The 12,120-nt window shown below is 61.0% G+C and carries 10 protein-coding genes; 1 reads left to right on the top strand and 9 read right to left on the bottom strand.

The features are described from left to right. The first annotated feature begins 109 nt into the window (after nt 1–109). Nucleotides 110–961: an IclR family transcriptional regulator gene (locus NTD81_RS08625; protein ID WP_262181650.1), complete on the top strand. Its 852-nt coding sequence runs from the start codon at nt 110–112 to the stop codon at nt 959–961. Nucleotides 962–1,025: 64 nt separating this feature from the next. Here the strand turns inward: NTD81_RS08625 and NTD81_RS08620 are convergent, their stop codons facing one another. The 9 genes from NTD81_RS08620 to NTD81_RS08580 all read right to left on the bottom strand — a co-directional run bounded on the left by NTD81_RS08620 (nt 1,026) and on the right by NTD81_RS08580 (nt 12,120). Continuing rightward, nucleotides 1,026–1,934, bottom strand: a complete 909-nt coding sequence (locus NTD81_RS08620) for a hydroxymethylglutaryl-CoA lyase (protein ID WP_262181647.1) — start codon at nt 1,932–1,934, stop codon at nt 1,026–1,028. Nucleotides 1,935–2,114: 180 nt separating this feature from the next. Beyond that, nucleotides 2,115–4,079 (bottom strand): acetyl/propionyl/methylcrotonyl-CoA carboxylase subunit alpha, encoded by a 1,965-nt coding sequence (locus tag NTD81_RS08615; RefSeq protein WP_262181645.1) that lies wholly within the window; start codon nt 4,077–4,079, stop codon nt 2,115–2,117. After that, the gene (locus NTD81_RS08610; RefSeq protein ID WP_262181642.1) at nt 4,076–4,876 is read right to left on the bottom strand and encodes a gamma-carboxygeranoyl-CoA hydratase; all 801 of its coding nucleotides are present in this window, start codon (nt 4,874–4,876) and stop codon (nt 4,076–4,078) included. Before NTD81_RS08610 ends, NTD81_RS08615 begins: the two co-directional genes overlap by 4 nt. A gap of 69 nt (nt 4,877–4,945) precedes the next feature. After that, on the bottom strand, nt 4,946–6,553 hold the full coding sequence (locus NTD81_RS08605; protein WP_262181639.1) for a carboxyl transferase domain-containing protein: 1,608 nt from the start codon (nt 6,551–6,553) through the stop codon (nt 4,946–4,948). Between the two features lie 115 nt (nt 6,554–6,668). Next, nucleotides 6,669–7,832 carry an isovaleryl-CoA dehydrogenase gene (locus tag NTD81_RS08600; protein ID WP_262181636.1) on the bottom strand — a complete coding sequence of 388 codons (1,164 nt, stop codon included), beginning with the start codon at nt 7,830–7,832 and terminating at the stop codon, nt 6,669–6,671. 41 nt (nt 7,833–7,873) lie between these two features. Then, a complete protein-coding gene (locus NTD81_RS08595; protein WP_262181633.1) occupies nt 7,874–8,260 on the bottom strand; it encodes a MerR family transcriptional regulator in 387 nt (128 codons plus the stop codon). 162 nt (nt 8,261–8,422) lie between these two features. Then, nucleotides 8,423–10,012, bottom strand: coding sequence for an ABC transporter ATP-binding protein (locus tag NTD81_RS08590; protein WP_262181630.1), 1,590 nt, complete (start codon nt 10,010–10,012; stop codon nt 8,423–8,425). 15 nt (nt 10,013–10,027) lie between these two features. Further along, the gene (locus NTD81_RS08585) at nt 10,028–11,050 is read right to left on the bottom strand and encodes an ABC transporter permease (RefSeq protein WP_262181627.1); all 1,023 of its coding nucleotides are present in this window, start codon (nt 11,048–11,050) and stop codon (nt 10,028–10,030) included. Continuing rightward, complete coding sequence (locus tag NTD81_RS08580; protein ID WP_262181625.1) at nt 11,050–12,120, bottom strand: microcin C ABC transporter permease YejB; 1,071 nt, start codon at nt 12,118–12,120, stop codon at nt 11,050–11,052. The genes NTD81_RS08585 and NTD81_RS08580 overlap by 1 nt, the downstream gene beginning before the upstream one ends.

Below are 12,120 nucleotides of genomic sequence, written 5' to 3'. Positions count from 1 at the left end.
CTTTGCGTATAGGGTTATAATTATTCGTAATCTAGTTACGAATAACGTAATTTGGCCAAAAAGCCGCGTCAAGCTATAAAGACCCACTCGTTTTCAGGAAGCTCAGTGCATGGCCCCGTCCGATACCCCAGCAACCCCGCGCCAAACCAAGGCTGGCAAGGCACATGGCCGCCAGTCAGAAAAATCTGCCCCGCCGCCCAGCAATAAGCAAAAGGTGCAGTCGGCGGAGGTCGGCACCGACATTCTTAAAGCCTTGGCGCAACTCTCACCGGCGACGTCGCTGTCGCGTTTGGCAGAGCATGTGGGCATGCCGGCGAGTAAGGTCCATCGCTATCTGCAAGCTTTGCTGGCCAGCGGCTTTGCCCGCCAAGACAGCGCCAGCAGCCATTACTCCTTGGGCCGTGAGGCGCTGTTGGTGGGCTTGGCGGCGCTGGATGCGGTGGATGTGCTGAAGCTTTCGGCGCAGGCGCTGGTGACACTGCGCGATACGCTCAACGAGAGTTGCTTTTTAGCGGTGTGGGGCAATCACGGGCCGACCGTGGTGCAGGTCGAGCAAGCCGTGCGGGCGATTACGGTGGTCACTCAGGTGGGCTCGGTCTTGCCGCTTTTAGGTTCGGCCAGCGGCTTGGTGTTTGCCGCGCATTTGCCTGCAGCCGAAGTGCAGGCGCTCCGGGAGGCGGAGCTGGCGCAGCAAGTCGCTCATCCCCTGGCCGATGCCAAGGCCTATGAAGCGTTGATGGCGAGCATCCGTGAGCAAGGCGTGCATGCCGTGCATGGATTGTTGATGCCGGGTGTGGAGGCGCTGGCCGCGCCGATCTTCGATGCCCGTGGCGAGATTGCCGCAGTGCTCACCGTTGTGGGCACCGCGGGCATCTTTAAGGCCGAGCAGCAGGGCAGTGCGGCGGCGCAGTTGCGCCAGACCTCCCAGGCCATCAGTTGGGAGATGGGTTATCGGGTTTAGTCAGGGGGAGCTTTGACCAAACCATGCTTTGACCAAACATTGCTTTAACTAAGCCATGCTTTACCTAAGCCATGCTTTGACTCAGCAAGGCCTTGGCCACTCGCGAGCCGTTGGCTTTACCCAACACCTCACAGATGCGCTGGCCAGCGGCGACCAGCGCATTCAGGTCGATACCACTGTGGATGCCTAAGCCATTGAGCAGGTAGACCACGTCTTCCGAGGCGACATTACCACTGGCGCCCTTGGCGTAGGGGCAGCCACCTAAGCCTGCGACCGAACTGTCGAAGACGTTAATGCCTTCGAGCAAGCTGGCGTAGATATTGGCCAGCGCCTGGCCGTAGGTGTCGTGGAAGTGCCCGGCGATTTTCTCCCGTGGCAGTTCACGGCCCACGGCTTCGATCAAGCGGCGGGTGGAGGCGGCGTTGCCGGTGCCAATGGTGTCGCCCAACGACACTTCATAGCAGCCCATGGCATACAGCTCGCGGGACACGGCGGCGACTTGCAGCGGATCGACTTCACCGTCATAAGGACAGCCAAGCACGCAGGACACGTACCCGCGCACGCGGATGCCCTGTTGTTTAGCGGCTTCCAGCACTGGTACAAAGCGTTGCAGGCTTTCGCTGATCGAGCAGTTGATGTTCTTTTGCGAGAAGGCTTCGGAGGCCGCAGCGAACACCGCAACTTCTTTCACGCCGGTGGCCAACGCGTCTTCAAAGCCTTTGAGGTTCGGCGCTAATGCGGCATAGGTGACGCCAGGTTGTTGCTTGATCTGCGCGAACACCTCGGCCGAGCCGGCCATTTGCGGCACCCATTTGGGCGAGACAAAGCTGCCGACTTCGACATAGCTCAGGCCCGCGGCGCTGAGGTCATCGACCAAGCGCACTTTGTCGGCGACGCTGATCGGTTGCTTCTCGTTTTGCAGGCCGTCGCGTGGGCCGACTTCGACCAGGCGGACTTGTTTGGGTAGGGACATCTGAGTTCTCCGTTAGGTGGATGGGGTTGCGCCATCCACCGGTTAAGCGCTGGCCACATCGGGCGTGTGCTGCGTAATCGCGGTGTAGCGGTGGCCAAGCTTCGCGTTGACCACCCTACGAGCTAACCACCCTACGAGCTAACCGGGTGGGTTAGCCGCGAAGCGGCGTAACCCACCCTGTCATTCAGCCTCGGTTGCGGCTAATTCTACGAGCACGGCACCTTCGCTGACCATTTCCCCTTCGCGGCAGTACAGGGCCTTGACCGTGCCTGAGTGCGGCGCGCGGATGCTGTGTTCCATTTTCATGGCTTCCAGCACTACCAAGGCCGTACCGGCTTCCACCTGCTGACCGGGCTCGACCAGCAGACGCACGATGCTGCCGTTCATGGGTGCGCTGAGGCCGCCTTGTTGCTGATGGCCGGCCTGAGCTTCGGCGATGGGGTCAACCAACTGTACTAGGCGCAGCTCGCCGGCATAGTGCAGGTACAGGTCGGCGCCACGGCGTAGCACACTGTATTGCTGACGCTGTTCGCTGCTGTGATCGCTCAGCACTTCGCCGTTAAGCGTCAACGTACTGGGCGCCGCATGGCGCAGGCGCACCAGCTGGCGCTGGCCTTGGCAGCTCAGGTGTAAATCGCTCTGCGCCGGCAGGCCCAGGCGCAAACCGCTGACCTGCGGCCAAGGCGAATGCGGGTCGTCACTGCGCGTCGCGCCGGGGCTGCTTTGTCGCCAGGCTTCGGCGGCCAGTTGCCAGAACTCAGCTGGCAGCTCATTCACCGGTGGCAGCAGTTGCGCCTGATGGCGGGGGATAAAGCCGGTGTCCAGCTCGGCCGCGGCAAAGGCCGGATGGGCCAGCACGCGTTCAAGGAAAGCCAAGTTGGTTTTCACCCCGCCCACATAAGTTTCGCGCAGCATGGCCAGCAAGCGCAGGCGCGCTTCTTCACGGTTCTCGCCCCAGGCAATCAACTTGCCGAGCATGGGGTCGTAGAACGGCGAGACGGCATCGCCTTCGCTGACGCCGCTGTCGATGCGCCGGCCCGGGCCGGCCTTGGCTTCACGATAAAGGGCGAGGGTGCCGGTGGCGGGGAGGAAGTCGTTATCCGGGTCTTCGGCATACAGGCGCACTTCAATGGCGTGGCCATTGAGCGGCACCTGTTCCTGCGTGATCGGCAGCGCTTCGCCACGGGCCACGCGGATTTGCCAGGCGACTAGGTCCAGCCCGGTGATCAGCTCGGTGACCGGGTGTTCCACCTGCAAGCGGGTGTTCATCTCCATAAAGAAGAACTCGCCGCGCTCATCCAGCAAAAACTCCACGGTGCCGGCGCCGACATAGCCGATCGCCTGGGCGGCCTTCACCGCCGCTTCGCCCATGGCGCGCCGCAGTTCGGGCGCGAGGCCCGGTGCCGGGGCTTCCTCGACGACCTTTTGATGGCGGCGCTGGATCGAGCAATCGCGCTCGTTGAGGTACAGGCAATGGCCGTGGCTGTCGGCGAACACCTGAATCTCCACATGGCGCGGCTTGAGCACGTATTTTTCAACCAGCATGCGCGAGTCGCCGAACGAGGACTGCGCTTCGCGCTGGGCGCTGGCCAAGGCTTCGGCCAGCTCGCTTTCCTGTTCGACCACCTTCATGCCTTTGCCACCGCCACCGGCCGCGGCTTTGAGCAGCACCGGGTAGCCGATACGGCTGGCGGCGGCGCGGAAGGTTTCGACGTCTTGTTCTGCGCCGTGGTAGCCGGGCACCAAGGGCACGCCGGCGGCCTCCATCAGCGCTTTGGCGGCCGACTTGCTGCCCATGGCGTCGATGGCCGTGGCCGGTGGACCGAGGAAGATCAGCCCGGCCTGTTCAATGGCGCGGGCAAAGCCGGCGTTTTCCGAAAGAAAGCCATAACCGGGATGGATCGCCTGGGCGCCGCTGGCCTTGGCGGCGGCGATCAACTTGTCGACCAGCAGGTAGCTGTCGGCGGGTTTGGCGCCGCCTAAGTTGATTGCCACATCCGCTGCGCGCACATGCCGGGCGTGTTGGTCGATGGCACTGTGCACGGCCACGGTTTTAATGCCCATGGCCGCTGCCGTGCGCATTACCCGGCAGGCGATTTCGCCCCGGTTGGCCACCAGCAGGGTATCGATAGGCTTAAGGCTCATACGGACGGCTCCTGCCAGTTGGGTTGGCGTTTTTCCAAGAACGAGCGCAAGCCTTCCTGACCTTCGGCGCTTACGCGGATGCGGGCAATGGCGTTCTCGGTGTAACGGCGCAGGGCCGGTGGCAGGCTGCTGCTGGTGACTTCACGGATCAGATCCTTGGTCACCTGCATGCCTTGCGGGCTGTTGAGCAGCAGATTGGCGATCCAATCGTTGGCGGCCTGATCCAGTTGCTCGGCGGCATAGCACTCATCGACCAGACCCAGCTCATAGGCGCGTACGCCGTTAAAGCGTTCGGCGGTGATGGCGTAACGGCGCGCCGCGCGCTCGCCCATGGCCTTGACCACAAAGGGACTGATCACTGCGGGAGCCAAACCAATGCGCACCTCGGACAGACACAGCTGGGCGTCTTCACTGGCGATGGCCATGTCGCAGCAACTGATCAGGCCCAGCGCGCCACCAAAAGCCGCGCCTTGCACCACGGCCAGGGTCGGGATCTTCAGCTGGTAGAGGTTGTACATCAGCTCGGCCAGCTCGCGGGAGTCATTCAGGTTGGCGTTGTAGTCGAGAGTGGCCGCGTGTTGCATCCAAGCCAAGTCGGCGCCGGCGCTAAAGTGCTTGCCGTGGCCGCGCAGCAGCAAGAAACGCAGGCTCTTATCGCTGGCCACGGCGTCGAGGGCGAGGATCAGCTCGCGGATCATCTCGGCGTTGAAGGCGTTGTTCTTCTCAGGGCGGTTAAGCCACAGGGTGGCAAAGCCGCGTGGGTCTTTGGCCAGTTGTACGGTGGTGAAGTCGCTCATCGGAACTCCAGCGGGGTATTCAGTTCATGGGGTGGCAATGGTGGGTTGCACCCACCTTCCGGCGCTTGGCTACATGCGGAACACACCAAAGGTGGTGGGCTCAATGGGCGCGTTGAGGCTGGCGGAGAGGGCCAGGGCCAGTATGTCGCGGGTTTGCGCCGGATCGATGACACCGTCATCCCACAGCCGTGCGCTGCTGTAGTAGCTGTGGCCCTGACGTTCGTACTGCTCGAGGATCGGTTGCTTGAGGCTGGCTTCCTCTTCGGCGCTGAAGGTTTGGCCGGCGCGGGCGGCTTGCTCGTGCTTGACCTGCACCAGCACACCGGCGGCCTGTTCGGCGCCCATCACGGAGATCCGGGCGTTGGGCCACATCCATAAAAAACGCGGGTCGTAGGCACGGCCACACATGCCGTAGTTGCCGGCGCCAAAGCTGCCGCCGATGATCACGGTGAACTTCGGCACCTTGGCGCAGGCCACCGCATTGACCAGTTTCGCGCCGTGCTTGGCGATGCCGCCGGCTTCGTATTTTTGCCCGACCATAAAGCCGGTGATGTTCTGCAAGAACAGCAGGGGGATGCCGCGCTGGCAGGCCAGCTCGATAAAGTGCGCGCCTTTTTGCGCGGACTCAGCAAACAAAATCCCGTTATTGGCAAGGATCGCTACCGGATAACCATGGATATGCGCAAAGCCGCACACCAGGGTGGTGCCGAACAGTGCCTTGAATTCATCCAGCACGCTGCCATCGACGATGCGCGCGATCACTTCGCGTACATCGAAGGGCTGCTTGGCGTCCGCCGGGATCACCCCATACAGCTCGTCGCTGGCATACAGCGGGGCGATGGGCGTGTGTGTGTTGAGTTGGCCGAGCTTGCGCCAGTTGAGGTTGGCGATGCAGCGCCGGGCGATGGCCAGGGCGTGTTCATCGTTTTCGGCGTAATGGTCGGCCACGCCTGAGGTTTTGCAGTGCACATCGGCGCCGCCTAAATCCTCTGCGCTGACCACCTCACCGGTGGCGGCCTTAACCAGTGGCGGACCGGCGAGGAAGATGGTCGCTTGCTCGCGGACCATGATGGCTTCATCGGCCATGGCCGGCACATAGGCGCCGCCAGCGGTGCAGGAGCCCATCACCACGGCGATCTGCGGGATGCCCATGGCGCTCATATTGGCTTGGTTAAAGAAGATCCGCCCGAAGTGCTCGCGGTCAGGGAACACCTCATCCTGACGCGGCAGGTTGGCGCCGCCGGAATCCACCAGATAGATACAGGGCAGGCGGTTCTGCTGGGCGATGGTCTGGGCGCGCAGGTGTTTCTTCACCGTCAGTGGGTAGTAGCTGCCGCCTTTGACCGTGGCGTCGTTGGCCACGATCATGCATTCCACCCCTTCGACACGGCCGATACCGGCGACGACCCCGGCCGCGGGGACATCTTCGCCATACACCTCATGGGCGACCAGTTGGCCGATTTCGAGGAACGGCGAACCTGGGTCGAGCAGTAGGTTGATGCGCTCACGGGGCAGCAACTTGCCCCGTGAGGTGTGGCGCAACTGGGCTTTCTCGCCGCCGCCTTCGTGGATGCGCGCGAGCAGGGTGCGCAGGTCGTTGACCTGAGCCTGCATCGCCGCCGTGTTGGCGATAAAGTCCGGCGAGCGGGTGTTGATCTGGGAGTGCAGGGTGGCCATAGAGCGGCTCCGTTGATCCGTCTTTTCGTAGGGTGGATCGGGGCGCGTAGTCGCGCTTTATCCATCCACCAGCTTTTTAGCGTTCTTCTGCGTTTGCAGACTTCGAAACAGTGACTTACTTGGTTTCGTTAAACAGCTCGCGGCCAATCAGCATGCGGCGAATTTCGCTGGTGCCGGCGCCGATCTCATACAGTTTGGCGTCGCGCAGCAGGCGACCGGCCGGGTATTCGTTGGTGTAGCCGTTGCCGCCCAAAATCTGGATGGTGTCCAGGGCCATCTTGGTGGCCATTTCAGCGGTGTAGAGGATCACCGCCGCGGCGTCTTTACGCGACTCTTCGCCGCGATCACAGGCCTTGGCGACGTTGTACAGGTAGGACTTGGAGGCGTTCATGCCGGCGTACATATCGGCGATCTTGCCCTGAATCAGCTGGAACTCGCCGATGGCCTGATTGAACTGGCGGCGTTCATGCACATAGGGCACCACCACATCCATACAGGCGGTCATGATCCCGGTGGGGCCACCTGACAATACGGTGCGCTCGTAGTCCAGGCCGCTCATCAACACGGCCACGCCACGGCCTTCGGCGCCGAGGATGTTTTCAGCGGGCACTTCACAGTCTTCAAACACCAGCTCACAGGTATTGGAGCCGCGCATGCCGAGCTTGTCGAGCTTCTGATGACGGGAGAAACCTTTGAAATCGCGCTCAACAATGAAGGCGGTCATGCCTTTGGAGCCGGCGTTGATATCGGTTTTGGCGTAGATCACATAGGTGTGGGCGTCGGGGCCGTTGGTGATCCACATCTTGTTGCCGTTGAGCACATAGCGGTCGCCTTTTTTCTCGGCGCGCAGCTTCATCGACACCACGTCGGAGCCGGCATTCGGCTCGCTCATGGCCAGCGCGCCGATATGCTCGCCGGAGCAGAGCTTGGGCAGGTACTTTTGCTTCTGCGCTTCAGTGCCGTTCTTGTGGATCTGGTTGACGCACAGGTTGGAGTGCGCGCCATAGGACAAACCCACCGAGGCCGAGGCGCGGCTGATTTCTTCCATGGCCACCACGTGGGCCAGATAGCCCATGTCAGTGCCGCCGTACTCTTCCTTGACGGTCATGCCGAGCAGGCCCATATCGCCGAATTTGCGCCACATATCCATGGGAAATTCGTTGTCACGGTCGATTTGCGCCGCGCGCGGGGCCAGCTCCGCTTGGGCGAATTGGCGCACCGAGTCGCGCAGCATGTCGATGGTTTCGCCAAGACCGAAGTTGAGGGACGGATAACTCATGATTCCACCTGCAGTAATTGTTGTTGGAGAGGGGAGTAGCGTTAGCGTTTTTTGATTTCAGCCAGGGCCGCTAGGCAGCGTTCCTCGGCGGTATCCAGTTCCAGCTGCATTTGCTCGATATCCAGCAGTTGTTGTTGCAACTGCGCACGGCGTTCGGCGATTTTGGCCATAAAGGTGTCGAGCTGTTTTTGGTTGCCGTGTACGGGGTCGTACAACTCGATCAGCTCTTTGCATTCGGCCAGGGAAAAACCAATGCGCTTGCCGCGCAGAATCAGCTTGAGGGTGACTTTGTCTTTGGCGCTGTAGATGCGCTCCTGACCACGTCGCTCAGGGCTGAGCATGTGCTGCTCTTCGTAGAAGCGAATGGCGCGGGTGGTGATATCCAGCTCGCGGGCCAGTTCGGAAATGGAGTAGGTGGGCGCTGACATAACAGACTCTTGCTTAACCTTTACGTTAACGTAAACCTGCCAGGCCTTTTAGTCAATCCACCGATGCGCGCTATGCCGGTAAGACGCTCCGCGCGCTTGCTATGGCCTAGGCCCGAACAGCCGCAAGCCAGGCGCCCGCGCTATGACTGCCGGGCATATCAGTTAAAGGCTGGGGGATGATAAGTGGGAGGCCTGTAACAGCTCGCGGGTGTAGGGATGTTGTGGGGCGGCAAAGATCTGCCCGGCGGGGCCGTGTTCGACCACTTTGCCGTCCTTGATCACCATCAGGTCGTGGGCCAGGGCGTGCACCACGGCCAAATCGTGGCTGATAAACAGGTAGCTCAGGCCGCGCCTGGCCTGCAATTCTCGCAGTAACTCGATGATTTGCTTCTGCACCGTGCGGTCAAGCGCGGAGGTGGGTTCATCGAGCAAAATCAAGGCTGGCTCCAACACCAAGGCGCGGGCGATGGAGATACGCTGGCGTTGCCCGCCGGAAAACTCGTGGGGGTAGCGATGGCGAATCTGTGGGTCCAGACCTACTTCACCTAACACCCGAATCACTGCCGCTTCCTGCTCCGCGGCGTTGCCGATGCCATGGGTAAGCAGGCCTTCAGCGATGATCTGCGCCACCGACATACGTGGACTCAGGCTGCCAAAGGGGTCTTGAAACACCACCTGCATCTGCCGCCGCAAAGGGCGCATCAATTGTTGGCTGAGGATGCTCAGCTCTTTGTTGGCAAAGCGAATGCTGCCGTCAGAGGGCAGTAGGCGCAGGATGGCTTGGCCCAGCGTGGACTTGCCTGAGCCCGACTCGCCCACGATGCCTAGCGTCTTGCCTTTGTGCAGGTTGAGACTGACGCCATCCACCGCCTTGATATAGGAGCGCTCGCGGCGCAACAGGGGCTTGGGCAGGGCAAACCAGACTTTAAGGTCATTGACCTCCAGCAAATTAGTTTGGGTTGTGACGCCCACCGGCGCACCGCTGGGTTCGGCGTCGATCAACATCCGGCTATAGGGGTGTTGCGGCTGACTAAACAGATCGGTGCAGCTGGCTTGCTCGACGATCTCACCGTCGCGCATCACACACACCTGCTGAGCGATTTTTCGCACCAGGTTGAGGTCGTGACTGATCAGCAGCAGCGACATATTCAGGCGCTGTTGCAGCTTAATCAGCAATTCGAGGATCTGTTTCTGCACGGTCACGTCCAGCGCCGTGGTGGGCTCATCGGCGATGAGTAACTCCGGCTCGTTAGCCAGCGCCATGGCAATCATGACCCGCTGCCGCTGGCCGCCGGAGAGCTGGTGCGGGTAAGCCGCAAGGCGTTGCTGCGGGTTGCGAATGCCGACCAGATCGAGCAATTCCAGAGTGCGTTCGCGGGCCTCGCGTTTTTTCAGGCCCTTGTGGGTGATCAGCACTTCGCTGATTTGCTTCTCCACGCTGTGCAGCGGGTTGAGCGAGGTCATCGGCTCTTGAAAGATCATCGCGATGCGGTTGCCGCGCAGGCTGCGCAGCTGGCTGGCGCTGGCGCTGACCAGATCGAGGCCGGCGTAGTGGATGCTGCCTTGCGTCTGCACATTCTGGCCCGGCAGCAGGCGCAGGATTGAATGGGCCGTTACCGATTTTCCTGAGCCCGATTCACCCACCAAGGCCAGGCACTCGCCACGGCGGATATCCAGATTGATCCCGCGCAGCACCGGCTTATCGGCAAAACTGACGCGCAGGTCGCGAATCTCCACTAATACGTCGTTCATCGGCGTGCTCCTGGGTCAACCTTGGGGATCGAATGCATCGCGGCAGGCCTCGCCGATAAACACCAGCAGCGACAACACCAGCGCCAGGGTGCAGAACGCGGTCAGGGCCAGCCAGGGTGCTTGCAGGTTGCGTTTGGCCTGACCGATCAGCTCACCTATGGACGCCGTGCCCGGCGGCAGACCAAAGCCTAAAAAGTCGAGGGCGGTGAGAGTGGTGATCGCCCCGGTCAAAATGAACGGCAGGAAGGTCAGGGTTGAGGTCATGGCGTTGGGCAGGATGTGCCTGCGCATCAGCTCACCGTCGCTCAAGCCCAGTGCGCGCGCCGCCTTGACGTATTCCAGGTTGCGTCCGCGAAGGAACTCCGCGCGCACCACATCGACCAGCGCCAGCCAACTGAACAGCGCCATGATGCCCAGCAGCCACCAAAAACTCGGCGCAACAAAACCCGACAGAATGATCAGCAAATACAGCACCGGCAGGCCAGTCCAGATTTCCTGCATGCGCTGACCGAGCAAGTCGATCCAGCCGCCATAGTAGCCCTGCAGCGCACCGGCAGTAATCCCAATCAAAGCACTGATGGCCGTCAGCAGTAGGGCGAACAAGAGTGAAATGCGTATGCCGAAAATAACCCGGGCCAACACGTCGCGGGCCTGCTCATCGGTACCTAGCCAGTTCTGCCTTGATGGCGGGCTGGGTGATGGCTGGGTGAGGTCATAATTGATCGTATCGGCACTGAACGGGATCGGCGCAAACAGCATCCAGCCGCCTTGCCCTTCGATTAGCTCGCGTACATAGGTGCTGCGGTAATCTGGCTGGAAGGGCAGCTGTCCGCCAAATTCGGTTTCGTCATAATCGACTAACGATGGGAAATACCAACTGTCGTGATAGTGGACCAGCAGTGGTTTGTCGTTGGCGATCAACTCACCACAGAGGCAGATCACGCACAGGGCCGCAAACACCCACAGTGATATGAGCCCCCGGCGATGGCCTTTAAAACGGGCGAGGCGGCGCTGGTTGAGTGGCGATAGTGTGAGCATCAGGCAGTCCTTGCCGTGAAATCAATCCGGGGGTCAAGCAGGGTGTAGCCAATGTCACCGATCAGCTTGATCAGCAGGCCGAACAGGGTGAACAGAAACAGGGTGCCGAACACCACGGGGTAGTCCCGCTGCACGGCCGCTTCGTAGCTCATGCGGCCGATGCCATCGAGGTTGAAAATGGTCTCGATCAACAACGAACCGGCGAAGAATACTTCGATCAGTGCCTGCGGAATCCCTGCCACCACCAGCAGCATGGCGTTACGCAGCACGTGTCCGTAGAGCACCCGTTGCTCAGTAAGACCCTTGGCGCGGGCCGTGACCACATACTGCCGGCTGATTTCGTTAAGGAAGCTGTTTTTGGTGAGGATGGTCAGTGTGGCAAAGCCACCGGCGACCAACGCGCTGACCGGCAGCACCAAGTGCCAGAGGTAATCGATGATCTTGGCGAACAAACTCAGTTCGTTGAAGTTGTCCGAAAGCAGGCCCTGCACCGGGAACCAGCTGAGATAACTGCCACCGGCGAACACCACGATCAACAAGATGGCCAACAGAAAGGCCGGCAGCGCATAGCCGATCACAATGGCCGTACTGGTCCATAGATCAAATGCGCTGCCGTTGTGAATCGCCTTGCGGATGCCCAGTGGTATGGAGATCAGGTAGGTGATCAGCGTCGCCCAGAAGCCCAGTGACAGCGATACCGGTAACTTTTCCAGGATCAGATCAGTGACCGCCGCGCCGCGGAAAAAACTATCGCCGAAATCCAGCTGGGCGTAGTTCTTCAGCATCAGCCACAAGCGCTCATGCATGGGTTTGTCGAAACCATAGTGCTTAGTTATTTCTTCAATGAGCGCCGGGTCCAGTCCACGGCTACCGCGACTGCTGCCGCTGCTGTGGGCCGCCATGTCGCCACCGCCGCCACCCATTGCCGCGCCACTAAAGCCCTGCAAGCGCGCGATGGCTTGCTCTACCGGGCCGCCGGGGGCTGCCTGCACGATAAGAAAATTGACCACCAAGATGCACAGGAGGGTGGGGATGATGAGCAGTAGGCGCCGGCTGATGTAGTGCAGCAT

Source organism: Pseudomonas sp. 5P_3.1_Bac2 (genome assembly GCF_025465995.1).
GTDB lineage: Bacteria > Pseudomonadota > Gammaproteobacteria > Pseudomonadales > Pseudomonadaceae > Aquipseudomonas.
The sequence above is the reverse complement of the archived record's forward strand: the minus strand, read 5'-3'. Positions and strand labels throughout refer to the sequence as shown.

Bases quoted from the DNA above. Each gene is read 5' to 3' on its own strand.
- NTD81_RS08615 (WP_262181645.1), bottom strand. From the start codon at position 4,079: ATGAGCCTTAAGCCTATCGATACCCTGCTGGTGGCCAACCGGGGCGAA.
- NTD81_RS08625 (WP_262181650.1), top strand. From the start codon at position 110: ATGGCCCCGTCCGATACCCCAGCAACCCCGCGCCAAACCAAGGCTGGC.
- NTD81_RS08600 (WP_262181636.1), bottom strand. From the start codon at position 7,832: ATGAGTTATCCGTCCCTCAACTTCGGTCTTGGCGAAACCATCGACATG.
- NTD81_RS08585 (WP_262181627.1), bottom strand. From the start codon at position 11,050: ATGCTCACACTATCGCCACTCAACCAGCGCCGCCTCGCCCGTTTTAAA.
- NTD81_RS08610 (WP_262181642.1), bottom strand. From the start codon at position 4,876: ATGAGCGACTTCACCACCGTACAACTGGCCAAAGACCCACGCGGCTTT.
- NTD81_RS08580 (WP_262181625.1), bottom strand. From the start codon at position 12,120: ATGCTGCACTACATCAGCCGGCGCCTACTGCTCATCATCCCCACCCTC.
- NTD81_RS08595 (WP_262181633.1), bottom strand. From the start codon at position 8,260: ATGTCAGCGCCCACCTACTCCATTTCCGAACTGGCCCGCGAGCTGGAT.
- NTD81_RS08620 (WP_262181647.1), bottom strand. From the start codon at position 1,934: ATGTCCCTACCCAAACAAGTCCGCCTGGTCGAAGTCGGCCCACGCGAC.
- NTD81_RS08590 (WP_262181630.1), bottom strand. From the start codon at position 10,012: ATGAACGACGTATTAGTGGAGATTCGCGACCTGCGCGTCAGTTTTGCC.
- NTD81_RS08605 (WP_262181639.1), bottom strand. From the start codon at position 6,553: ATGGCCACCCTGCACTCCCAGATCAACACCCGCTCGCCGGACTTTATC.